18 protein-coding genes are annotated in these 23,119 nt (G+C 60.9%); 3 read left to right on the forward strand and 15 right to left on the reverse strand.

The window, feature by feature from the left end:
• Positions 1-128: 128 nt before the first annotated feature.
• The 14 genes from BM416_RS14945 to dksA form a co-directional block, all read right to left on the reverse strand.
• Positions 129-3,062 carry a DUF748 domain-containing protein gene (locus BM416_RS14945; protein WP_092488549.1) on the reverse strand — a complete coding sequence of 978 codons (2,934 nt, stop codon included), beginning with the start codon at positions 3,060-3,062 and terminating at the stop codon, positions 129-131.
• A gap of 87 nt (positions 3,063-3,149) precedes the next feature.
• Positions 3,150-4,166 (reverse strand): class I SAM-dependent rRNA methyltransferase, encoded by a 1,017-nt coding sequence (locus tag BM416_RS14950; RefSeq protein WP_092488550.1) that lies wholly within the window; start codon positions 4,164-4,166, stop codon positions 3,150-3,152.
• Between the two features lie 67 nt (positions 4,167-4,233).
• Positions 4,234-5,103: an oxygenase MpaB family protein gene (locus tag BM416_RS14955; RefSeq protein WP_092488551.1), complete on the reverse strand. Its 870-nt coding sequence runs from the start codon at positions 5,101-5,103 to the stop codon at positions 4,234-4,236.
• Between the two features lie 15 nt (positions 5,104-5,118).
• Complete coding sequence (gene acs / locus BM416_RS14960; protein WP_092488552.1) at positions 5,119-7,056, reverse strand: acetate--CoA ligase; 1,938 nt, start codon at positions 7,054-7,056, stop codon at positions 5,119-5,121.
• 105 nt (positions 7,057-7,161) lie between these two features.
• Positions 7,162-8,826, reverse strand: coding sequence for a glucose-6-phosphate isomerase (pgi, locus tag BM416_RS14965; protein WP_027605377.1), 1,665 nt, complete (start codon positions 8,824-8,826; stop codon positions 7,162-7,164).
• Between the two features lie 223 nt (positions 8,827-9,049).
• A complete protein-coding gene (panC, locus tag BM416_RS14970; protein ID WP_092488553.1) occupies positions 9,050-9,901 on the reverse strand; it encodes a pantoate--beta-alanine ligase in 852 nt (283 codons plus the stop codon).
• Entirely contained in the window at positions 9,898-10,698 is an 801-nt protein-coding gene (panB, locus tag BM416_RS14975) for a 3-methyl-2-oxobutanoate hydroxymethyltransferase (RefSeq protein WP_065938273.1), read from the reverse strand. The genes panC and panB overlap by 4 nt, the downstream gene beginning before the upstream one ends.
• A gap of 214 nt (positions 10,699-10,912) precedes the next feature.
• Positions 10,913-11,410, reverse strand: a complete 498-nt coding sequence (gene folK / locus BM416_RS14980) for a 2-amino-4-hydroxy-6-hydroxymethyldihydropteridine diphosphokinase (protein WP_092488554.1) — start codon at positions 11,408-11,410, stop codon at positions 10,913-10,915.
• Positions 11,411-11,412: 2 nt separating this feature from the next.
• The gene (locus BM416_RS14985; protein WP_027605381.1) at positions 11,413-12,816 is read right to left on the reverse strand and encodes a polynucleotide adenylyltransferase PcnB; all 1,404 of its coding nucleotides are present in this window, start codon (positions 12,814-12,816) and stop codon (positions 11,413-11,415) included.
• A 695-nt stretch (positions 12,817-13,511) separates the two neighbouring features.
• On the reverse strand, positions 13,512-14,951 hold the full coding sequence (locus BM416_RS14990) for a sigma-54-dependent transcriptional regulator (RefSeq protein ID WP_092488555.1): 1,440 nt from the start codon (positions 14,949-14,951) through the stop codon (positions 13,512-13,514).
• 22 nt (positions 14,952-14,973) lie between these two features.
• On the reverse strand, positions 14,974-17,928 hold the full coding sequence (locus BM416_RS14995) for a sensor histidine kinase (protein WP_027605383.1): 2,955 nt from the start codon (positions 17,926-17,928) through the stop codon (positions 14,974-14,976).
• Positions 17,912-18,088: a hypothetical protein gene (locus tag BM416_RS15000; RefSeq protein WP_003176118.1), complete on the reverse strand. Its 177-nt coding sequence runs from the start codon at positions 18,086-18,088 to the stop codon at positions 17,912-17,914. Before BM416_RS15000 ends, BM416_RS14995 begins: the two co-directional genes overlap by 17 nt.
• A gap of 62 nt (positions 18,089-18,150) precedes the next feature.
• On the reverse strand, positions 18,151-19,038 hold the full coding sequence (gene gluQRS / locus BM416_RS15005) for a tRNA glutamyl-Q(34) synthetase GluQRS (protein ID WP_092488556.1): 888 nt from the start codon (positions 19,036-19,038) through the stop codon (positions 18,151-18,153).
• Between the two features lie 83 nt (positions 19,039-19,121).
• Positions 19,122-19,556, reverse strand: a complete 435-nt coding sequence (gene dksA / locus BM416_RS15010; protein ID WP_005791430.1) for an RNA polymerase-binding protein DksA — start codon at positions 19,554-19,556, stop codon at positions 19,122-19,124.
• 320 nt (positions 19,557-19,876) lie between these two features.
• Between dksA and BM416_RS15015 the strand changes: the two genes are divergently transcribed.
• Complete coding sequence (locus tag BM416_RS15015) at positions 19,877-21,049, forward strand: pyridoxal phosphate-dependent aminotransferase (protein ID WP_092488557.1); 1,173 nt, start codon at positions 19,877-19,879, stop codon at positions 21,047-21,049.
• A complete protein-coding gene (gene sfsA, locus BM416_RS15020; protein ID WP_092488558.1) occupies positions 21,049-21,759 on the forward strand; it encodes a DNA/RNA nuclease SfsA in 711 nt (236 codons plus the stop codon). Before BM416_RS15015 ends, sfsA begins: the two co-directional genes overlap by 1 nt.
• On the opposite strand, the gene BM416_RS15025 is transcribed toward sfsA, so the two are convergent.
• The gene (locus BM416_RS15025) at positions 21,756-22,073 is read right to left on the reverse strand and encodes a Rieske (2Fe-2S) protein (RefSeq protein ID WP_092488559.1); all 318 of its coding nucleotides are present in this window, start codon (positions 22,071-22,073) and stop codon (positions 21,756-21,758) included. The two genes, sfsA and BM416_RS15025, sit on opposite strands and share 4 nt — an antisense overlap.
• Before the next feature lie 156 nt (positions 22,074-22,229).
• Between BM416_RS15025 and BM416_RS15030 the strand changes: the two genes are divergently transcribed.
• Complete coding sequence (locus tag BM416_RS15030; RefSeq protein WP_092488560.1) at positions 22,230-23,108, forward strand: heme/hemin ABC transporter substrate-binding protein; 879 nt, start codon at positions 22,230-22,232, stop codon at positions 23,106-23,108.
• Positions 23,109-23,119: the final 11 nt, after the last annotated feature.

The following is a 23,119-nucleotide window of genomic DNA, read 5'->3' on the forward strand; positions in this document are numbered from 1 at the left end:
CTCAATGCACCTCTAAGTTTCATGCGACCGACCACACGGATGTGGTCATTACAGGCCCCGGCACTTCTGTGTCGGGGCCTGTTCTATTGGGGCGGGAAAGTAATGCGGTAGCGGCTTGCCGTGGACGCCTACTCGGCGTCCAGGTGCATCGGCGTTATCACTCGACCGTCTTTCTCTGCCTGGCCCAGTTGCGCGTCAATGAAGTAGACCCGGTCGTCCTCCAGCTGGGCTTTATCCACCAGGTAGTCCTTGATCGTGCTCGCACGGTCCTGGCCCAACTGGCGCAGCAGCACGTCACTGCCACTCCAGAACTTGATCACGCCCTCTTTCAACCTGGCGGTGCGGTCACTGCTGCTCAGGTCCTTCCATTCCGCCGGAGGCTGCTGTTTCAAGCGGGTGCGGTAAATACCTTCGAGCAAGGGGGCTTTTTCGCTCTCAGGGACTTCCAGCAAGGACGCCTGGGCCGGGACTTTCTCGCCACGGCGCTGCAGCATTTTGTAGTAGTTGTATTGGTATTCCCGCTCCAGCCGCTGGGCCGCCAGGAATGGGCCGTCGCTGCTGGCTGCGGCCGTGCCTTCGATTTCCAGGCGTAGGGCAGGGCGTTCTTTCAGCGCCTTGGCCAAGGTGTTCAGGGCGCCTTCGGCGTCTTTGTTCAACTCGCTGGAGCCTGCAGCGAACGACACGCTACCCAAGTCCTCCGCTCCGCCTCCGGTGACCAATCCGCCAATAAACTTGAACGGCGCAGTGGCCGCCCGCACCACCAGATTGCGCAGGGTTTGCCACACAATGGGCATCACGCTGAATTGCGGGTTATTCAGGTCACCGGATACGGGCAGTTCGATGGAGATCTTGCCGTCGCTGTCCTTGAGCAACGCGATTGCCAGTCGAATCGGCAAGTCCACGGCATCGGCGCTGTCGACTTTTTCGCCCAGTTGCAATTGCTCGACCACCACTTTGTTCTCAGCCTTCAACTGGCCCTTGGTGATCACGTAATGCAGGTCAAGGTTGAGGCGGCCCTTGCGGATGCGGAAACCGGCGAACTTGCCCGAGTAAGGCGTCAGGGTGGTCAGCTCGACACGTTTGAAGCTGGTGGCGATGTCCAGCGCCGCCATCGGGTCAAACGGGTTCACGCTGCCTTTGATGGTCACCGGTGCATAACGGTCCACCTTGCCCTTGATGTCAACGCTCGCCGGCTTGGCCTGGCGACTGTCGATGGTGCCGATCTGCCCATTGAGCTGTTGGATCGCAGTGGCGAAGTTTGGGGTGAGGCTGAAGTCGGCGAAGTTGGCCGAACCGTCGTTGATCGCAATCTGTCCGATATGGATGCCCAGGGGTTTTTCTTTGCTCGCGGCAGGTTTGGCTGACGATTTGGCGCCACTGTCGGCCGGCTGCGGGATCAGCAAGTCGTCGACGTTGGTGGTGCGGTCATCGTTGATCATGAACCGCGCATAGGGCTGCAGCAGGTTGACCTTGTCGATCGACAGGCTGTCGCCGTGTTGGTAGTTCACGCCTTCGAGCACCAGGCGCTGCCACTTGAGGAAGTCGCGGGTCTTGAGGGTGTCGAGGGTATGCAACTGGTCAACCTGCGCGCGGCCGGTGATCTGCAGCGCCAGGGGATCGGTGCTTTTCAGGTTCACGTCGAGGTCGCTGCCAAGCATGCCACTGCGCAGTTCAAGGCGGATAAACGGGCTGATATAGGACTGTGCGACCCGCAGGTCGATGTCCTTGGTATTGACCTTCAACTTGGCGCTGACCGGGTTGAGGTTGACCGTGCCGGTTGCCTGGATCTTGCCCTGCTTGCCCAGGCCGGTGTCGACCTTCAGGGTAAAGGGGCTCTGGTTGAGGCTGTCGAAGTTCTGCACGTCGACGTTCAACGGGCCGAGCTCCAGGGCCACCGCAGGTTTGGCCTGGCGGTCGGCCAAGTGCACCTGGTAGTTGCGCAGCTGTACATCCTTGAGCAGCACTTGCCAGGGCTTGCTTGGGGCGACGGGCGCAGGCTTTGGCGAGTCGGCCGTGGCGGGTGCAGTCGCAGGCTCCGGCGCCTTGGCCGGTTTGTTCGGCTGGCCGGCGAACAGTTTTTGCCAGTCCAGTTGCCCATCCGCTTCACGAGCCGCCCAGGTCTCGAGTTTATTGCTGCGGATCTTGCCCACCACCACCTGCTGTTTGGCCAGGTCCACCGTGGTCTCGCTGACGTCCAAACGCTCCAGGCGCACCAACGGCCGGCCATCCGGGGCCTTGATCGCGAACGGTGCGATGCTGGCGGCAGTGTTGGTCAGGTTCAGCTCGGTCTCTTTGGCCAGGCTGAACCTGTATTCGGTACTGAAGTTGAGCACGCCGTCTTCAAGTACCAGAGGTAAGGCGTCACGTACATAAGGCCACCAGGCTTTCATTTTGCCGCCGGTGACTTTGAGCGTACCTTCGGACGTGATCGGCACCAGGCTGAAGTTGCCTTTCCAGTCGATCTGTCCGCCTTCAGGGCCGGCGGCGACCAAGGTCATGTCCGCATTGTCTTCCGGCAGGGTGCTGAGATTCTTCAGTTCGAAGTCGAGGGTGTCGTAGAGGAATTCGATGGGTTCGCTGGGGCGCAGGTCTTGGAAATGCAAATAACCGCCAGCCAGCTTGATACTGTCGACACGCAGCGGGAACGGCTTGGCGTCAGGGTCTGCCGGGGTCGGCTCGCTCGGTGGCAGCTTGAACAACTGCGCCAGATTCAGCTGGCCTGACTTGTCGAACAACAACTCGGTCCTGGGCTTGTCCAGTTGCACATCCGCCAGGTGCAGGGCGTGGGTCCACAGGCTATCGGCCTGCAGGTTGGCGTAAAGCCGTTCGAAACCTACCTGTTCCTTACCGGGTTCGCCAATCTTCAAGCCCCATACCGTGACTTCCAGGCTGAACGGGTTAAGTTCGATCCGCTCGATGCGTGCCGGCACCGTGGCGTAATTGGCTAACTGTTGGTTGGCAATACGAAGGGCGATGCCAGGCAAAATCAGAAAGCCCAGCAAGCTGTACAACGCGAGGGCAGTCAACAAGGCGCCAGCGGCGCGAATCAATCCTTTGGGCATGGGGCGGCGCCATCTATGTCAAACAGGAGTGCCTTGGAGTATGGCACGGGATTTCGGTTCCGAAGAACCGGGCCTTTAGGATGCTGCTTACAGTTGAAGTATCAGAGTCTTCAGCGGTGGCTGTTGATCTTGTGAGGGAAAGTCCGCGCCGGGTGTCATGATTTTCCAGTCCCGCACCGGACGCCCAGCCTTTTGCGCACAACGCAGCACCTGTTCACGCCAATCCTCCATGCTGACTTTTGCCAGGTTGTTACAGCAGATCAGCACGCCATTGTCTGCTGTAGCGAGCAGTGCCGGCTTGAGCAGGCTCTGGTAGTCACGCAACAGGTCGACGGTACCGAAGGCACTCTTGGCCCAGGCCGGCGGGTCGAGCAACACCAGGTCATATTGACGCTGCTCGAGGCGCGGATAGCTCGGCAGTTTCTGCCCGCGACGCTGGGTGATCGGCAGCCCGGCCAGTTGGCGAATCGCCGGGAAGTAGTCCGATTGCACGAACTCCATGGTGGGAAGCTGTGGATTGAGCTGGCCGTTTTCACGCCCCACCGCCAGGTTGCCCTCGGCGAAGTCCAGGTTGCATACCTCGCGCGCACCACCGGCAGCGGCGCTCAGGCCCACCCCACAGGTGTAGGCAAACAGGTTCAGTACGCTTTTGCCGGCGCTGTGGTCCTTGACCCAGCCGCGGGTATTGCGCAGGTCGAGGAACAGCAGTGGGTCCTGGCCGGCGTGGCGCCCACGGACACGGTAATTGAGGCCCCATTCGTGGCCGACCAGGTCTTCCAGCGCGGCAGGTTCGGCGCGGTATACCGAATCTTCGCGATCGACCCGCGAGTTGCCGCGGGAGCGGTCGTTGTAGACCAGCAGCAATTCCAGGCCCATGTACTGGTTGATCAGTTGGTGCAGGTCCAGGAGGTCGGCGGTTTCCAGCGACTGATGGAAGCTTTGCACCAGTAACTGCGGGCCATAGCGGTCGATGGTCAGGCCGCCGGCGCCTTCCTGGCTGCCATGGAACAGCCGATAGCAGTCGGTGCCCTGGGCGTGCAGTTCGCTGATCAGATCCTGGCGATGATCGAGGGCGGCGCGCAGCGCCTGATTCAAGGGAGACATGGAGCGCGCCTTGCTTAGGTAAATGGGGGAAATAAGGGCGCGGAGTTTAGCAGCTATGGCGCGTTGCCTACATCAACCCCATCCGCCGGTGTGCACGCTGCACCGAACCGTTACGCATTGCCCAGCGCAACAACGGCGCGCTGCGCTTGACCCCGGCGCGGATCATCCGGCGTTGCAGCGGGCTCTGGTGCTGATCGAGCAGAGTGCTGGCCCAGTCCGGCAGCAGGTCGATCCCGGCTTGCATCATCAAGGCACCAAAAGGCTTGGCCAACAGGCTGGGGGAGGGCGCGTTCAGCAACAGGCGCAGCACTTCGCGGCTGCGCTCGTCGCACAGCAATTGCGGGCGGATATTCTCAAGGTAATCGGAAATTTCCTGGCGTGAATGCGGCACATCCTGCGCGCCGAGCCGTTCTGCGACGACGGCGATCTCGCTGTAGTAACGGTCCTGATCACGGCCGGAGAGGTGCGGGTTGCGATAGCGCAAGTGGGCAGCAAGAAAGTTGCTCACCTCCGCCACATGCACCCAGGTCAGCAGCGCTGGATCGCTGGCCGCGTAAGGCCTCCCGTCCGGGGCATGACCCACCACCTGCAGGTGAATGGTGCGCACTTTTTCGATCAGCCAGTCGGCGTCTTTGCGCGCGCCGAACGTGGTACCGGAAATAAACTGCGAGGTACGGCGCAGGCGCCCAAGCATGTCCTGGCGAAAATTCGAATGGTCCCACACGCCGGCCAGGGCCAATGGGTGCAAGGCTTGCAGCATCAAGGCGCTGATACCGCCGATAAGCATGCTGCTGAAGTCGCCATGGACTTGCCAACTGACCGAGTCCGGCCCGAACAGGCCCGGATCGCCCTTGGGGTTTTCCAGGTCCAGTTGGCCCAGTGACAAGCCGGTGAGGCTCATCAACTGGGTTTCGATACGGCTGCGGATAAATTCCATGGCGACTCGGGTTTCCTAGCGGTTCAGGCGTTTGTCGATCAGGCCGTCGACGACGCTGGGGTCGGCCAGGGTCGAGGTATCACCCAGGCTGTCCAGTTCATTGCAGGCGATCTTGCGCAAAATCCGGCGCATGATCTTGCCGGATCGGGTTTTCGGCAAGGCCGGTGCCCATTGGATCAGTTCCGGCTTGGCAAAGCTGCCGATTTCCTTGCTGACCAGTTCCAGCAGGTGTTTTTTCAGCGCCTCGCTGGGTTCGACGCCATTCATGGGGGTGACAAAGGCGTAGATGCCCTGGCCTTTGACATCGTGGGGGTAGCCCACCACGGCAGCCTCGGCCACCTGGTCATGCAGTACCAACGCACTTTCTACCTCGGCGGTGCCGATACGGTGGCCGGATACGTTGATCACATCGTCGATACGCCCGGTGATCCAGTAGTCACCGTCCTCATCGCGGCGCGCACCGTCACCGGTGAAATAGTAACCGGGGTAGGGTTTGAAATAGGTGTCGACCATGCGCTGCGGGTCGCCGTAGACGCTGCGAATCTGCCCCGGCCAACTGGCCTTGATCGCCAGTACGCCGCTGCCGGCTCCGCTGATGACCTTGCCTTGTTCATCCAGCAGCACGGGCTGCACGCCAAACATCGGCTGGGTGGCGCAACCCGGTTTGATCCGCTGGGCGCTGACCAGCGGGCTGAGCATGATGCCGCCGGTCTCGGTCTGCCACCAGGTATCGACAATGGGGCAACGCTGTTCGCCCACCGCGTTGAAGTACCAGTCCCAGGCTTCCGGGTTGATCGGTTCGCCCACGCTGCCCAGCAGCCGCAGGCTGGCGCGGGAGGTCGTCTGCAGCGGGGCGTGACCCTCGCGCATCAACGCGCGCAAGGCGGTGGGGGCGGTATAGAAGATATTCACCTGGTGTTTATCGATGACCTGCCAGAAGCGCGAACTGTCCGGGTAGCTCGGCACACCTTCGAACATCAGCGAGGTCGCGCCATTGGCCAGCGGCCCGTACACGATGTAACTATGGCCGGTGACCCAACCCACATCGGCGGTGCACCAGAACACCTCACCGTCGCGGTAATCGAGTACGTACTTGAAGGTCATTGCCGCCTGGAGCAGGTAGCCGCCCGTGGTGTGCAGCACGCCCTTGGGTTTGCCGGTGCTGCCGGAGGTGTAGAGGATAAACAGCGGGGCTTCGGCGTCCATCGGTTCGGGAGGGCAATCGTCGCTCGCTGCATCCAGGGCCTGTTGATACTTGAGGTCGCGGCCTTCGCTCCAGTTCACTGGGGCTCCGGTGCGCTGTACCACCAGCACCGTGCTGACGTCGGGGCAACTGGCCAGGGCCTTGTCGACGTTCTGTTTCAACGCCACCGGCTTACCACCGCGCACGCCTTCATCGGCTGTGATCACGGTGCGGCAGTCGGCGTCCAGAATGCGGTCGCGCAGGGCGTCCGGTGAGAACCCGCCAAATACCACCGAGTGCACCGCGCCAATCCGTGTGCAAGCCAGCATGGCGTAGGCCGCTTCCGGGATCATCGGCATGTAGATACACACCCTGTCGCCCTTTTTCACGCCACGGCTTTTCAGCACATTGGCCAGGCGGCAGACGTTTTGGTGCAGTTGGCGGTAGGTGATTTTGGACGATTTTGCAGGATCGTCACCTTCCCAGATGAAGGCCGGCTGATCGGCGCGTTGCGCCAGGTGACGGTCGATGCAGTTGTAGCTGACGTTCAACTGGCCACCGGCGAACCATTGGGCGGCACCGGTCTGGATGTCTGACTGCTGGACGGTGTGCCACGGCGTTATCCAGTCGAGAAAGGCCTTGGCCTGTTCGGCCCAGAACGTGTCCGGCTGTTCGATGGATTGGCGATAGAGGCGCTGGTAGTCCTCTTGACTGAGTTGCGCAGCCCGGCGGACGGCATCGGCGGTGGGAAACGTGCTGATATCGAACATGAGCGATCCTTATTCTTGTTTTTGCGACAAGTCATAAAGATGCACCCTGTATGGAGAGGGTTCAAGGCCAACGTCCAAACGGACGTTGGCCTTGCGGTGCCTGCATCAGCCGCGGTGACGGCCGCGGAAGTAGTTGATCAGGCCCTGGGTCGAAGCGTCTTCGGCCAAGGTTTCTTCGGCGCCGGTGAGGCGATTGTATACGCCCTTGCCCAGCTCCTTGCCCAGCTCCACGCCCCATTGGTCGAAGGCGTTGATGCCCCAGATCACGCTTTGCACGAACACTTTATGTTCATACATCGCAACCAGGGCGCCCAGGCGACGCGGGCTGATGCGTTCAACCACGAGCGTGTTGCTCGGACGGTTGCCCGGGATCACCTTGTGCGGTGCCAGCTTCTGCACGTCGTCTTCCGGGATGCCCTTGTCGCGCAGCTCGGCTTCGGCTTCGCTGCGGGTCTTGCCGAGCATCAGTGCCTGGCTTTGGGACAGGCAGTTGGCGTACAGCCATTGATGGTGGTCGGACACCGGGTTGAAGCTGACGATCGGCACGATGAAGTCGGCCGGGATCAGTTGGGTGCCCTGATGCAGCAATTGGTGATAAGCATGTTGGCCGTTGCAGCCGACGCCGCCCCAGATCACTGGGCCGGTGTCGGTAGACACCGGTTTACCGTCCTGGCGCACGCTCTTGCCGTTGGATTCCATGTCCAGCTGCTGCAAGTGCTTGGTGATGTTACGCAGGTAGTGGTCGTACGGCAGGATCGCATGGCTCTGCGCACCCCAGAAGTTGCCGTACCAAACGCCCAGCAGGCCCAGCAGCACCGGCATGTTCTGTTCGAACGGCGCGTTCTGGAAATGCTGGTCCATGGTGTAGGCACCGGACAGCAGTTCCTTGAAGTTGGACATGCCGATGGCCAGGGCGATTGGCAGGCCGATGGCCGACCACAACGAATAACGGCCGCCCACCCAGTCCCACATCGGGAAGATGTTTTCTTCGCGGATACCGAAGGCCACGGCTGCCGCGTTGTTGCTCGACACGGCGATAAAGTGGCGATACAGCTCGGCTTCCGAGCCACCCTGGGCCAGGTACCAGGCGCGGGCGGCCTGGGCGTTTTTCAGGGTTTCCAGGGTGTTGAAGGATTTCGATGAGACGATAAACAGCGTGGTCTCGGCGCGCAGCTTCATGGTCAGCTCATGGAATTCGCTGCCATCGATGTTCGCCAGGTAGTGGCAGCGCACGCCTTTGTGGGCGTAGGACAACAGCGCTTCAGAGACCAGCTCCGGGCCGAGGAACGAGCCGCCGATGCCGATGTTCACCACGTCGGTGATCGGTTTCTCGGTGTAGCCACGCCACAGGCCGTCGTGGATGCGGCCGACCAGGTCGGTGATCTGGTTCAGCACCTTGTGCACGTCCGGCATGATGTTCACGCCGTTGACCGACAGCTTGTCGCCCACCGGGCGGCGCAGGGCGGTGTGCAGGGCAGGGCGGCCTTCGGAGGAGTTGACCGGCTCGCCCGCATACAGCGAGTTGATTGCGTCTTTAAGGCCCACTTCGTTGGCAAGGCCCACCAGCAGGTCGCGGGTTTCGCCGGTGATCAGGTTTTTCGAGTAATCGAGGAAAAGTCCGCAGCTGCTCAAGGTGAACTGGGAAAAACGCTGGGGATCGGCATTGAACGCTTCGCGCATGCTGAAATCCTGCATGGCTTGGCGATGTTGATTGAGCGCTTGCCAGGCGGGCAGAGCGGTAACGTCATGAGGGGTGCGGTAGTACGCCATCGCTGCGGGTTTCCTTTTATTACGGGGACTGCCTTTAGGACACTTCAAAGCCCGGAACATCCAGTCTTATCTCACGGATTGGGTTCCAGACAGCGCTAACCATAGCGCAGGGCGATTACATTAAACCTAGCGTGTCGATATGTCTTGGCTTTGTCTGCGCTGTGGCCGGTACTTTTTTATACCGGCACAGCGATCAGGGCAATCGGCGGGGTGTTCAGAGGGGTCAGTCGAGGGTCAGATGCAGGTTGTCGATCAGGCGGGTCGTGCCTAGAAAGGCCGCCACCAGAATCACAATATCCCGATCCTCCGCCGTAGCGGCCCGCAGGTGCACGCCCTGGCGCACTTCGAGGTAGTCCAGGCGCAGCCCGGCAGCCTCGATCTGCCGCACCTGTTCGGCACGCAGCCTGGCGAAGTCGTGATCACCGCTTTTGATGGCTGCGGCAATCTGGCTGAGGCTGCGGTACAGCACCGGCGCGATCGCACGTTGTTCTTCGCTGAGAAAACCGTTGCGCGAGGATAGCGCCAGGCCATCATCGGCGCGTACGGTGGGCTCGCCAATGATCTGGATCGGCATGTTCAGGTCATGGACCATGGCACGAATCACGGCCAGTTGCTGGTAGTCCTTCTGGCCAAATACAGCCATGTCCGGCTGGACCATGTTGAACAATTTGCTGACCACGGTCGCCACGCCTTCGAAATGCCCAGGACGGCTGGCGCCGCACAAACCTTCGGACAGTTGCGGGACGCTGACGCGGGTCTGGCCGGTCATGCCGCCGGGGTACATCTCCTCGACGGTCGGCGCGAACAGCAGGTTGCAGCCTGCCTGCAGGAGCTTTTCCTGATCGGCGGCCAGGGTGCGAGGGTACTTGTCCAGGTCTTCGCCGGCGCCAAATTGCAGTGGGTTGACGAAAATACTCGCCACGACAAAGTCCGCCTGCTGCACAGCCTTGCTGACCAGGCTGGCATGGCCGCTGTGCAGGTTACCCATGGTGGGCACGAAGCCGATGCGTTTGCCGGCCTTGCGGGCGTGGGCGACGGCGGCTCTGAGTTCACGTACGGTTTTTACGGTGTTCATGCAGAGAATCCGTGTTCGGCGCCTGGGAAGGTCACGCCTTTGACTTCGGCGACGTAAGCACTCAATGCCGCGTGGATGCTGTCCTGGCCAGTCATGAAGTTCTTCACGAACTTCGGCACGCGGCCGGTAATCGACAGGCCGAGCATGTCGTGCAGCACCAGCACCTGGCCGTCGGTGGCCGAGCCCGCGCCAATACCGATCACCGGCACTTTGACGGCCTGGGTGATTTCTGCCGCGAGTTCGCTGGGCACGCATTCGAGCAGGATCATCGCAACGCCCGCCTGCTCCAGGGCGATGGCATCGGCGCGCATCTGGCGCGCCTGGGCTTCGTTGCGACCTTGCACCTTGTAGCCGCCGAGGATGTTCACGGACTGTGGCGTCAGGCCCATATGTGCACAGACCGGCACGCCGCGCTCAGCCAGCAGGCGAATCGACTCGGCGAGCCACACGGCGCCCTCCACCTTGATCATGTGTGCACCTGCACGCATGAGTTTGCCGGCGTTCAGGAAGGTCTGTTCGACGGTGGCGTAATCCATGAACGGCAGGTCGGCGATGATGAATGCGCCGTCGTTCCCGCGCTTGACGCTGGCGGTGTGGTAGGCCAGTTCATCGGTGGTGACGGGCAGGGTGCTGTCATTCCCTTGAAGGACCATGCCCAGGGAGTCGCCTACCAGTAACACTTCAACCCCGGCCTGGCAGCAGGCGTGGGCGAAGGTGGCGTCATAGCAGGTCAGCATGGTGATTTTTTCACCTTTGAGCTTGAGGCTCTGCAAGGTGGTCAGGGTAATGTCTGGCATGAAAAGGGTCCTCGTTCAGGCGCTTGGAAACAGCGAGTAACGCGCGTGAGTCTTCGTTTATACAGGCGCACTGTCTTGAGAGCAGTGCTTATAAGGCCTGGATTGCGCCCTTCATTGCCGGGTTGGCGGCAGCGGGACGCCTATAGTCGTGAGGAGGACACGGGAAGTCAATTGGATGTGTTACCGCATTGTTACGATGGCGGTGTTACCGCTGTTACTGACGCGATTCAGCAATCGGGAGCCGTTCCAGGCCGACAAACGGGCAGGCTTCAAGCAGGGCGCTGAGGCGCTTGCCATCCGGCAATTGCAATGCGGCAGGCGCCAGTTCGGCCAATGGATACAACACAAACGCACGCAGGTGCATCTGGTAATGGGGCACCTTCAGGCGCGGTTCGTCGATCAGGCGATCGCCAAACAGCAGAATGTCCAGGTCAAGGGTGCGAGGGCCCCAACGCTCCAGACGCTCGCGGCCCTGATCGTTTTCGATGGCTTGCAGCGCGTCCAGCAGGTCAAGTGGCGCAAGGCGGCTGTCCAGGGCGGCAACCGCGTTGGTGTAGCGCGGTTGGCCCGGGAGCAGGGAGTCACTTTGGTAAAAGGCGGACACACCCGCGACGCAAGTGTCTGGCAATTGCGCCAGCGCTTGGATAGCGCTGCGCAATTGCTGGTCCGGGGCTGCCAGGTTGCTGCCCATGCCGATGTAGATGCGTTCCACGTTTATTCGCCCGCAGCGCCCGAGGCATCGGCAGCACTGCGTTTGCGCTTGGTGCCGCTGCGACGACGCTTCTTCGGCCCTGCGCCTTCGCCATCACCCTTGCTGCCGAGGTCGCGAATCATGTCGCGGCGTTGGCTGTCATTGGCATCCTGATAGTCGGTCCACCATTCGCCCAGGCCGTCGGTCTGCTCACCGGCGCTTTCGCGCAGCAGCAGGAAGTCGTAGCCGGCACGGAAGCGCGGGTTGTCCAGCAGCAGGTCGGCGCGCTTGCCGCTGCGGCGAGGCAGGCGTTCCTGCATGTCCCAGATCTCGCGGATCGGCATCGTGAAACGTTTCGGGATAGCAATGCGCTGGCACTGTTCGGCGATCAGCTCGTGAGCGGCTTCCTGCATGGCCGGGATCGGCGGCATGCCACGCTCCTGCAGACGCAGTACGCGCTTGGGCAGGGCCGGCCACAACAGGGCGGCAAACAGGAACGCCGGCGTGACCGGTTTGTTCTGCTTGATGCGCAGGTCGGTATTGATCAAGGCTTCGCTGATCAGCGTGTGGGTATAAGTCGGGTTGTACTCCAGTGCTTCGGCGCTGGCCGGGAACAGTGGGTCGAACAACTGCAGGTCGACCAGCATTTCGAAGGTGTCGGCTGCGTAGCCCGAGAGGAACAGCTTGAGCACTTCTTCGAACAGACGCGCGGACGGGATTTCCCGCAGCATCGGTGCCAGCTCGCGTATCGGTGCGGCGGTATGCTTTTCGATGCCGAAGTTGAGCTTGGCGGCGAAGCGCACGGCCCGCAGCATGCGCACCGGGTCTTCCTGATAGCGCTGTGTCGGGTCGCCGATCAGGCGGATCAGGTTATTGCGAATGTCGTGTACGCCATTGGCGTAATCGAGGATGCGTTCGCTGACCGGGTCGTAATAGAGGGCATTGATGGTGAAGTCGCGGCGCTGTGCGTCTTCTTCCAGGGTGCCATAGACGTTGTCGCGCAGGATGCGCCCGCTCTCGTTGCGGGAGGACTGATTGGTGTCTTCCTCTTCATCGTTTTGCGGGTGGCCGGCACGGAAGGTCGCGACCTCGATGATTTCGCGACCAAAATGGATATGCACCAGCTTGAAGCGGCGACCGATGATTCGCGCATTGCGAAACTCGGCACGTACTTGCTCAGGCGTGGCACTGGTGGCGACGTCGAAATCCTTGGGCGTGATGTTGAGCAGCATGTCGCGTACGCAACCGCCCACCAGGTAGGCCTGGTAACCGGCGTTCTGCAACCGTTCGACGATATTCACCGCATAACGGCTGAATTGAGCGCGCTGCAACGAATGCTGGCTGCTGTTGAGCACTTCAGGCGTGCTGCGTTTGTGTTGCGTACGACGCAAGGGAGAACGGAATGACTGGAACAACTTCTTCAGCATGGGATGCACTGTTTGAAGGAATGTTCGGCCATAACGAAGAATGACCGCATGATGGGCGGGGATTCTAGCATTTAGTCAGGGGATGGTGTAGGAACAAGCTTCGGCGTTGCGCCATAAGCCTTAAATCGTCAAATCCCGGAAACTACAAGGGGAGCCGAAGCTCCCCCAGAAGTAGTTGCGTGCTCTATTTTTATTATTGATTTCGGGCTTCTTGTTTTTGTTGATCGCCCTCGCCATGAAGCTTCACCTTCATGACACTCCCAATCGGGAGTCAAGAGCAAACGGATTGCTTTGGTCGCTGTGTTGCTGATCTACGATCCAACCAGTTCAGGCTCTGCCTTAGGGCAGTTTTTGTTGTTCTCGGCCTGGTTGCGGGGCAAGCCCCAAATGCAACGCCTCTCCAAAAGAATCAGTTAGCTGCGCCTCCGCCGTGTTGTTTTTGTTATGCGTGAGTCGATTCGTCTTATTTTTATTGTCTTGTACAAAGCTTGTTATTGTTTTTGTACTAAGCATATAGCAGGGTGCGTGCCAACTTTTGCGTCGCCCAGCAAAACCGGGGGGTTGAGGTGGTTTTTGGTTTTTGACGGGCGAAAAAAGCCGGGGCTTCGTTACCGTAAGCCCCGGCTTTTGTTACGCGAAATATCCGCGGTAACAGTTTTTTCACATCTGAGGGTGTTACCTGTGGGGGCGAACCCTCAACTTTCGCTGGCCACTCCGGTCTTGCGCCGCGGAATACCCAGGCGCTGGCGACGTTCCCACAGGCACTTACGGCTCACGCCCAGCTTGCGTGCCAACTCGGTCTCGGTCATGTGGTCCTGGTGCTCCAGGACGAAATGCTGGAAATAGTCTTCCAGTGACAAATCTTCCGTCGGCTCATGGCTGGTATTGCTGGCGCCGCCCTGTGTCGGGGCCAGGCCAATGAAATCGTCATCCTCCAAGTCACTGAGCTCAATGTCGATACCCAGCAGTTCGGCGGAAATTTCCGGGCTTTCCGACAGGATCACTGCACGCTCGACCGCATTCTCCAGTTCCCGCACGTTACCCGGCCACGAGTAATGCCGAATCGCCTGCTCGGCGTCCGGCGCGAACGTCAGGTCGGTACGGTTGATGCGTGCACTCTGGCGCAGCAGGAATGCGTTGGCGATCTCATTCACGTCGGCGCCCCGCTCACGCAGGGCAGGCAATTTGAGCGCGATCACGTGCAGGCGGTAATACAAGTCTTCACGGAACTGACCGATCTTGGCCAGGCTCTTGAGGTCGCGGTGGGTGGCCGCGATCAGGCGTACGTCAACCTTCTGCGATTGCACCGAGCCTACACGGCGAATCTCACCTTCCTGCAGCACACGCAGCAGTCGCGCCTGGGCCTCCAGCGGCAACTCACCGATTTCATCAAGGAACAACGTCCCGCCGTCCGCCGCTTCCACCAGGCCCGCACGCCCAGCGCTGGCGCCGGTAAACGCGCCTTTCTCGTGGCCGAACAGTTCGGACTCGATCAGGGATTCGGGGATCGCCGCACAGTTCACCGAAATCATCGGTGCCTTGGCGCGTTTGGACAGGTTATGCAGGGCGCGGGCTACCAGTTCTTTACCGGTGCCCGACTCGCCCTGGATCAATACATTGGAGTCGGTGGGCGCAACTTTACGGATCTTGCTGTACAGGTCTTGCATCGGCGGGCAGGAGCCAATGATGCCGATTTCGCCGTTGCTGTTGTCGACCCCCGGTTTGTCGGCGCCGTTGGTCGCCTTGCCTGTGGGGCGCTGTTCGGCAGGCGCGCTGCTGGCTGACTGGCGGTCACGCAGGATGCGGGCCACGGCCTGGAGCATTTCATCGTGGTCAAACGGCTTGGCAATGTAGTCCACCGCGCCCATTTTCATGGAGTCAACCGCCGAGCGCAGGCTGGCATAGCTGGTCATGATCAGCACCGGGGTGCCCTGGCCAAGCTTGATCAGCTCGGTGCCCGGTGCGCCGGGCAGGCGCAGGTCACTGACAATCAGGTCGAACGTGGGGATGCTGAAACGCTCTTGTGCTTCCTGCACCGAGCCGGCTTCGCTGACCTGGTACTGATTACGTTCAAGCAGGCGACGCAAGGCAGAGCGGATAATGGTTTCGTCTTCGACGATCAAAATGTGCGGCATTGATTCAATTCTCTCGACGGTCTCAGTTCACAGCGGACGTCGCTTCGACATGACGCGGCAAGGTCACCCGAATACGGGTGCCGCGTTGGCTTTCGGTGTCAGCCGGGCTGTCGATGGTGATTTGTCCATAATGCTCTTCAACGATGGAATAGACCAGTGCAAGGCCCAGACCGGTACCTTCACCCGGGTCCTTGGTGGTGAAGAAGGGTTCGAACAATCGATCCATGATGTTCTGTGGAATGCCGCTGCCTTCATCTTCGACGATCAGATCGACGGTATGTTCGAAAGCCTCGGTCTTGACGCGTACCGCACCACCGGCCGGGGTTGCGTCACGGGCGTTGGACAGCAGGTTGATCAGCACTTGGGCCAGCCGTTGTGAGTCGCCGTCGACCCAATGGTCGGGGTCGCACAGGTTGAAGAACTGTACTTCGAAATTGCGCCGGTTCAAGGCGAGCAGCCCAATGGCATCCTGGGCCACTTCGGCCAGGCATACGGCCTCATCCAGATTCTGATGGCCGCCGGCATGGGCAAAGCTCATCAGCGACTGCACGATGCGCGAGACGCGCTTGGTCTGTTCGAGGATCTGCCCGCTGATTTCGATGATTTCGCCGTCTTCTTCACGCTCTTCCCGCAGGTTTTGCGCGAGGCAGGCGATACCGGTGATCGGGTTGCCGATTTCGTGGGCCACACCCGCCGCCAGGCGACCAATGCTGGCCAGGCGCTCGGAGTGCACCAGCTTGTCTTCGAGCATCTGGGTTTCAGTCAGGTCTTCGACCAGCAGCACCAGGCCGCTGTTACCGGGAGCCAACGGTTCATCGATCGCGGCTTTGTGCAGGTTGAGCCAGCGGGTCTGGCCGTCGAGGGCCAGGTGTTGCTTGTGCAAATGCTCGTCGGGCAGGTTGATAAAGCCCTGGAGCAGTTCTTTCCACGGATCGCCCAGGGTATTCAGGCGCGAGCCCACCACCCGTTGCGCGGCGATGCCGGTGAGTTCTTCCATGGCCTTGTTCCACATCAGGATCTCCTGATCCTTGGCCAGGGAACATACGCCCATCGGCAGTTCCTGCAGGGTCTGGCGGTGGTAGCGGCGCAGGGCGTCGAGTTCGGCCGCCAGGCCGGTGAGGCGTGAGTGGTAATCCTCCAGCCGGCTTTCGATGAAATGGATGTCCTCGGTGACGTAGTTTTCGCCGCCGGCCTTGTAGGGCAGGAAGGTTTCCACCATGTCCTGGGACACGCTGGGGCCCATCAGGCCGGACAGGTTGGCTTCGATGCGGTCGCGCAGGCGACGCAGCGCATACGGGCGGCGCTCGTCAAAGGGCAGGTACAGATCGCGCAGCGCCTGCTCGACTTCCTTCTGAGCCGCCTTGGCCCCGAGGGGCTTGGCCAGTTGCGTGGCGAATTCCTGGGGCGAGGCCGCGTGCAGTTCGCGGCGCTGCGGGCGACGCACGTTATCCACCGCGCACGCCTCGGCGGCGCTGGTCTCTTCCGGGCTGGCATTGGTGAACAGCGAGATCAGGGTGAACATCAGTACGTTGGCGGCCAGCGAGGCAATCGCCGCCATGTGCCAGCTGGTATCGTCCAGCACGTAGATCATGTTCAGCAGCGGAATGTAGAAACCCTGCAGGTTGCCGACCAACGGCAGCAGCATGGTGACGATCCATACCAGGATCCCGGCCAGCAGCCCGGCGATAAAACCACGGCGGTTGGCGGTCGGCCAGTACAGCACCGACAGCACTCCCGGCAGGAACTGCAAGGTGGCGACAAACGCGACAATGCCCAGGTTGGCCAGGTCCTGCCCGGCGCCGAGCAACAGGTAGAACCCGTAGCCGGCCATGATGATCGCGACGATGAGTGCGCGGCGCGTCCATTTCAGCCAGCGGTAGATATTGCCTTCGGCGGGCGGCTGGTACAGCGGCAGCACCAGGTGATTGAGGGCCATGCCCGAAAGGGCCAGCGTCGTGACGATAATCAGCCCGCTGGCAGCAGACAAACCGCCGACATACGCCAGCAGCGCCAACGCCGGGCTATTGGCGGCGATACCGATACCCAGGGTGAAATACTCGGGGTTGGTGGTGGCCCCCAGTTTCAGGCCGGCCCAGAGGATCAGCGGCACCGCAAGGCTCATCAACAGCAGGAACAGCGGCAAGCCCCAGCTGGCGCTGACCAGCGAGCGCGGGTTGAGGTTCTCGGTGAAGGTCATGTGGTACATGTGCGGCATTACGATCGCCGAGGCGAAGAACACCAGCAACAGCGTGCGCCATGGGCCTTCCTGCAGCGGCGTGTGCAGGGCGGCGAGGGCGGTCTGGTTTTGCAGCAGCCACAGCTCCAGCTGTTGCGGGCCGTCGAACACGCCATAGAGCGCGTAGAGGCCGACGCCGCCGATGGCGATCAGCTTGATCACCGATTCGAACGCAATCGCAAATACCAGCCCTTCGTGCTTCTCGCGGGTGGCGATGTGGCGTGAGCCGAAGAAAATCGTAAACAGGCTGATCAGCGCACAGAACGCCAGGGCGACCCGGTGTTGCACCGGCTCGCGGGTCAGGATGCTGATGGAGTCGGCCACCGCCTGGATTTGCAGGGCCAGCAGGGGCAGCACGCCGATCAGCATGAACACCGTGGTCAATGCCCCGGCCCATGTGCTGCGGAAGCGGAAGGCGAACAGGTCGGCCAGTGACGACAACTGATAGGTGCGAGTAATTTTCAGGATCGGGTACAGCAGCACCGGCGCCAGCAGGAACGCGCCGGACACACCCAGGTAGCTGGAGAGAAAGCCGTAGCCGTATTGATAGGCCAGGCCGACGGTGCCATAGAACGCCCAGGCGCTGGCGTACACGCCGAGGGACAAGGTGTAGGTCAACGGATGGCGAATGATCGCCCGCGGAATCATTCCGCGCTCACTGATCCAGGCGACGCCAAACAACGCGGCCAGGTAGGCGGCGCTGATCAGCAGCATCTGAGTGAGGCTAAAGCTCATCGGCATCTTTTTGGCTCTGCAGGATGAAGGTCACGACGATCAGGATCAGCCACAGCAGATAGGGGCGATACCAGGCGCCCGTGGCGTCGATCCACCAATCCATGATGGCGGGGGAAAACAGGTAGATCCCGACGACCAGCAGCAGGACCAATCGATAGATGTACATGTTGGCCTCTGATTAAAAAACTGCGGCGATGGTAACGGATGGCTGGCAGGCTGCAAGCGCCTTCAGCGTAATTGCGCTTCGGCCAGGGTCAGTGTGCGCGGGATCCTGCTGGCATCCCAGTGCACAATGCCCCAATCCAGCAACTCCCGTGGGCTGGCGTGAAGCAGTTCGTTGCCAGGCTGCTGGCCAAGGGCGCGCAGGGCTCTTAATAGCAGCGGCGTGGCCTGGTCGGGATGCAGCGGCGGGGAACGATAGGACTTGCCCAACTTGTTACCGTCCGGCTGGACGATCAACGGTACGTGCAGATAGCGCGGCTGGCGCAGGCCCAGCAACTCTTGCAGGTACAGCTGGCGTGGCGTGGAGTCGAGCAGGTCGGCGCCGCGCACGATATCGGTAACCCCTTGCCAGGCATCGTCGAGCACCACCGCCAGTTGGTAGGCGTAGAGGCCATCGCGGCGACGGATGACGAAGTCGCCGACATCACGGCCCAGGTGTTGTCGGAATTCTCCTTGTACACGGTCAGTAAAGTGGTACTCCAGCTCGGGAACACGCAGGCGGATGGCGGCGTCCTGCTGGTCGTGACCGGCATTTCGGCACAGGCCTGGGTAAATCCCGTCGTAGGGCTCCAGTCGTTTACGTGAACAGGTACAGGCGTAGGCCAGGCCGTGGTTGAACATGTCGTTCAGTACCTTGGCGTAGGCGTCATGCCGCTCGCTTTGTCGGACCAGTTCGCCATCCCACTCAAAGCCGTAGCTCTCCAGGGCATGCAGGATTGCCGCCTGGGCGCCGGGCTCTTCGCGGGGCGGGTCGAGGTCTTCCATGCGCATCAGCCAGCGGCCGTGATTGGCGCGGGCGTCGAGGTAGGAGGCGAGGGCGGCGACCAGGGAACCGAAGTGCAGATGGCCGCTGGGCGTGGGGGCGAAACGCCCGATATAGGTAGAGGCAGTCATGGGCCGGATACTACTGGAAAATCGGTAAATCCCAGAAACAAAAACGGGGCGTTCGCACGCCCCATTCGTTCAGCTCGGCTGGATCACTTGCCGACCTGTTTTTCCTTGATTTCAGCCAAGGTCTTGCAGTCTACGCAGAGGTCCGCAGTAGGGCGGGCTTCCAGGCGACGGATACCGATCTCGACACCGCAGGATTCGCACCAGCCGTATTCTTCGTCTTCGATCAGTTGCAACGTCTTGTCGATTTTCTTGATCAGCTTGCGCTCGCGATCGCGGGCGCGCAGTTCGAGGGCGAACTCTTCTTCCTGGCTGGCACGGTCTGCCGGGTCCGGGAAGTTGGCGGCTTCATCCTTCATGTGGTCAACCGTGCGGTCGACTTCCTGCATCAAGTCCTGCTTCCACTGCTTCAGGATTTTGGAGAAGTGCTCGCGCATGGGCTTGCCCATGTATTCCTCACCCTTCGATTCAACGTAGGGTTGGAAGCCGCTGATGCTCTGTTGCTTTGCTTGGGTGGACATGAATAGACCGCCTCTCACTCTTCTAATCCATTGCGCAGGATTGCAACGTCACCGACACCTGCCGGCCCTGCGGCTGCAAGCGGGCGAACTTACCAGATAGATTCAGGGTGCGCCACTCCCGGTTGTCGACGCCCGTCACGCAGGGGTTGCAAACTGCAGCAGCCCGCTGTCGCTGGATATGCATCGTCTCGAATGTTGATTTTAGTCGTTTTGCAAGCGCTTGCCGGGTTCATCTTGGACGGCCAGGCAGGCAATAGAGCATGTTTTACCGCGAGGGTTCGGTAGAATCCTGATTTTGTCCTCACCGTTAAGGAAGGCTAATGGCTCAGCCCTACAGTGCGCGCAGTCGCGCCATCGAACCTTTTCATGTCATGGCGTTACTGGCGCGAGCCAATGAGCTGCAAGCGGCCGGTCATGATGTGATCCACCTGGAGATCGGCGAGCCGGATTTCACCACGGCCGAGCCGATCATCCAGGCCGGCCAGGCGGCGTTGGCCAATGGCAAGACCCGCTATACCGCGGCCCGTGGCCTGCCGGAATTGCGTGAAGCCATCAGCGGTTTCTACCAGCAGCGCTACGGATTGAACGTCGATCCCGAGCGTATCCTGATCACTCCCGGGGGCTCCGGCGCACTGTTGTTGGCCAGCAGCCTGTTGGTGGACCCCGGCAAGCATTGGCTGCTGGCAGACCCGGGTTACCCGTGTAACCGGCACTTCCTGCGCCTGGTGGAAGGTGCCGCGCAACTGGTGCCGGTAGGCCCTGACGTGCGTTATCAACTGACCGCTGACCTGGTGGCCAAACACTGGGATCAGGATAGCGTGGGCGCATTGGTTGCCTCCCCGGCGAATCCTACCGGCACGATCCTCACGCGTGATGAATTAGCCGGGCTTTCCGACGCAATCAAGACGCGTAACGGCCATCTGGTGGTGGATGAGATCTATCACGGCCTGACCTATGGCACTGACGCCGCCAGCGTGCTGGAGGTCGACGATGAGGCCTTCGTCCTGAATAGTTTTTCGAAGTATTTCGGCATGACCGGCTGGCGCCTGGGCTGGCTGGTGGCGCCACCGGCTGCGGTCGGCGACCTGGAAAAACTGGCGCAAAATCTTTATATCAGCGCGCCCAGCATGGCCCAGTATGCCGCGCTCGCCTGCTTTACCCCGCAAACCCTGAGCATTCTGGAGGAGCGCCGTGCCGAATTTGGCCGGCGTCGCGACTTCCTGCTGCCCGCTCTGCGCGAGCTGGGCTTCGGGATTGCCGTAGAACCGGAAGGCGCGTTCTATTTGTATGCCGATATCAGTGCGTTCGGCGCAGATGCCTTCGCATTTTGTCGTCATTTCCTTGAAACCGAGCATGTTGCATTTACCCCAGGTCTGGATTTTGGTCGCTATCAAGCGGGCCATCATGTGCGCTTTGCCTACACGCAAAATCTTGATCGACTACAGGAGGCGGTGGAACGAATCCAGCGTGGCCTGCGGAGCTGGCAAGGCTGATGCACTTTTATCCTCCCCTCGAAGAAGGCCGGCTGATTCGCCGCTATAAGCGCTTTCTCACCGATATCGAAACCGTTACCGGCGAGTTGTTGACTATTCACTGCCCAAATACTGGTTCGATGCTCAACTGCATGGTGGAAGGCGGGCAGGTTTGGTTCAGTCGCTCCAATGACCCCAAGCGCAAGTTGCCCGGCACCTGGGAAATTGCCGAAACGCCCCAGGGCCGCTTGGCGTGCGTTAACACGGCACGCGCCAATCCGTTGGTCGAGGAGGCGTTGCGTGCTGGCGTGATCACCGAACTCAACGGTTTCACCGCGTTGAAACGGGAAGTGCCTTACGGCCAGGAGAAAAGCCGCATCGACTTTCGTCTCGAATATCCCGACGGCGCGGCGTATGTGGAAGTCAAAAGTGTCACGCTGGGGTTTGATGGCACCCGGGTTGCCGCCTTCCCCGATGCGGTGACCCAGCGTGGCGCCAAGCATCTGCGGGAACTGGCGCATCTGGCGCGTGAAGGTGTGCGGGCGGTGCAGTTGTATTGCGTCAACCTCTCGGGGATTGACGCGGTGCGCCCGGCGCTGGAAATCGATGCCGCCTACGGTGCGGCCTTGCGCGAGGCTAAAGCCGCCGGGGTGGAAGTGTTGGCGTATGGGGTGCGCGTGACGTCCGAGGAGATTTGCGTGGACCGTCGGTTAGACGTGCTGCTCGACTAGAGATCCACCCACAGGCCCTGCGCGTCTTCGCGACCACGCAGGGCCTTGAGGCTTTTACCTGCGCATGGGCCGGCAATGCACTCGCCGCTTTCGATCAGGAACAAGGCGCCGTGGGTGGCGCATTGGATCAGGCTGGCGCTGTCGTCAAGGAACCGGTCGGGTTGCCACTCCAGTGGAATGCCGCGATGTGGGCAGCGGTTGATATAGAAGTAGGCGATGCCGTCCCGGCGTACCGCCAGCAGCGGCGTGCCACCCATCGTAAAACCGAGGCTGCTGTTGGGCGCGAGCATGTCCGAGGGACAGAGAAACTTCATTTCAATCCTTAAGTGCCTTGACGTTCAAATGCAAACAATTATCAAATGCCGGCTTCGCCCGTTAGCTACTGGGTGCTCAGTTCGATGTCCGCCAGGGGTTATCTGTCACATCGATGAGTGCTCGAAAGGCCCTGCCCTTTGGAAGGAAACCCTGTTATGCGCCTGAGTGCCAGCGCTATTGCGCTTGTTGTCGGACTGCTGGTCAACCATGGGGCGCAAGCCTCTGAACTGCCACAACGCTGGGTGAGTGCCGGTGGGGCGCTGTCGGAATGGGTCACGGCGTTGGGCGGTGAGCCGAAGTTGGTCGGCGTGGACACCACCAGCCAGCATCCTGAATCGCTCAAGGCGTTGCCAAGTATCGGCTATCAGCGGCAATTGTCGGCCGAAGGCATTCTCAGCCTGCGCCCACAGGTGCTGGTGGGGACTGAAGAGATGGGGCCGCCGCCGGTGCTGGCGCAGATTCGCAGTGCAGGTGTCCAGGTCGAGATGTTCTCGGCGCAGCCGGATTTGCCGACCTTGAAGGGTAATCTTCAGCACCTGGGCAAGTTGCTGGGAGATGAGGCTAAGGCCAGTGCATTGTTTACAGGATATGAACGGGCCCTTGATCAGCAGAAAAGCTGGGTCGTCAAGGCTCAGGCCGCGCAGAAGGCACCTGGCGTGTTGCTGCTGATCGGTCATGCTGGCGGCAAGCCGCTGATTGCCGGTAAGGACACAGCGGGCGATTGGGTGGTGCAGCAGGCCGGCGGGCATAACCTGGCTACCCACAGCGGTTACAAGCCGTTTTCGGCGGAGTCGTTGGCAGGGTTGAGCCCGGATGTGCTGGTGTTTGCCGATCGTGCCCTTACCGGAGACGCGGCGCGCGCGGCGTTGTTCAAGGAGAATCCTATCCTGGCTTCGACGCCGGCGGCCAAGCGTGGGCGTGTGTTCGAGCTGGACCCGACCTTGCTGGTGGGTGGGCTTGGACCGCGCCTGCCGCAAAGTCTGGTGAAACTCTCGGCCGGCTTTTACCCGCCACAGGCTAAACCCGCTCCATGACCACTCTGGTT

Origin of the sequence: Pseudomonas sp. NFACC42-2 (assembly GCF_900116055.1) — a bacterium.
Taxonomy (GTDB): domain Bacteria; phylum Pseudomonadota; class Gammaproteobacteria; order Pseudomonadales; family Pseudomonadaceae; genus Aquipseudomonas; species Aquipseudomonas marginalis.

Bases quoted from the DNA above. Each gene is read 5' to 3' on its own strand.
- BM416_RS14945 (WP_092488549.1), bottom strand. From the start codon at position 3,062: ATGCCCAAAGGATTGATTCGCGCCGCTGGCGCCTTGTTGACTGCCCTC.
- BM416_RS14950 (WP_092488550.1), bottom strand. From the start codon at position 4,166: ATGTCTCCCTTGAATCAGGCGCTGCGCGCCGCCCTCGATCATCGCCAG.
- BM416_RS14955 (WP_092488551.1), bottom strand. From the start codon at position 5,103: ATGGAATTTATCCGCAGCCGTATCGAAACCCAGTTGATGAGCCTCACC.
- acs (WP_092488552.1), bottom strand. From the start codon at position 7,056: ATGTTCGATATCAGCACGTTTCCCACCGCCGATGCCGTCCGCCGGGCT.
- pgi (WP_027605377.1), bottom strand. From the start codon at position 8,826: ATGGCGTACTACCGCACCCCTCATGACGTTACCGCTCTGCCCGCCTGG.
- panC (WP_092488553.1), bottom strand. From the start codon at position 9,901: ATGAACACCGTAAAAACCGTACGTGAACTCAGAGCCGCCGTCGCCCAC.
- panB (WP_065938273.1), bottom strand. From the start codon at position 10,698: ATGCCAGACATTACCCTGACCACCTTGCAGAGCCTCAAGCTCAAAGGT.
- BM416_RS14985 (WP_027605381.1), bottom strand. From the start codon at position 12,816: ATGCTGAAGAAGTTGTTCCAGTCATTCCGTTCTCCCTTGCGTCGTACG.
- BM416_RS14990 (WP_092488555.1), bottom strand. From the start codon at position 14,951: ATGCCGCACATTTTGATCGTCGAAGACGAAACCATTATCCGCTCTGCC.
- BM416_RS14995 (WP_027605383.1), bottom strand. From the start codon at position 17,928: ATGCCGATGAGCTTTAGCCTCACTCAGATGCTGCTGATCAGCGCCGCC.
- BM416_RS15000 (WP_003176118.1), bottom strand. From the start codon at position 18,088: ATGTACATCTATCGATTGGTCCTGCTGCTGGTCGTCGGGATCTACCTG.
- gluQRS (WP_092488556.1), bottom strand. From the start codon at position 19,038: ATGACTGCCTCTACCTATATCGGGCGTTTCGCCCCCACGCCCAGCGGC.
- dksA (WP_005791430.1), bottom strand. From the start codon at position 19,556: ATGTCCACCCAAGCAAAGCAACAGAGCATCAGCGGCTTCCAACCCTAC.
- BM416_RS15015 (WP_092488557.1), top strand. From the start codon at position 19,877: ATGGCTCAGCCCTACAGTGCGCGCAGTCGCGCCATCGAACCTTTTCAT.
- sfsA (WP_092488558.1), top strand. From the start codon at position 21,049: ATGCACTTTTATCCTCCCCTCGAAGAAGGCCGGCTGATTCGCCGCTAT.
- BM416_RS15025 (WP_092488559.1), bottom strand. From the start codon at position 22,073: ATGAAGTTTCTCTGTCCCTCGGACATGCTCGCGCCCAACAGCAGCCTC.
- BM416_RS15030 (WP_092488560.1), top strand. From the start codon at position 22,230: ATGCGCCTGAGTGCCAGCGCTATTGCGCTTGTTGTCGGACTGCTGGTC.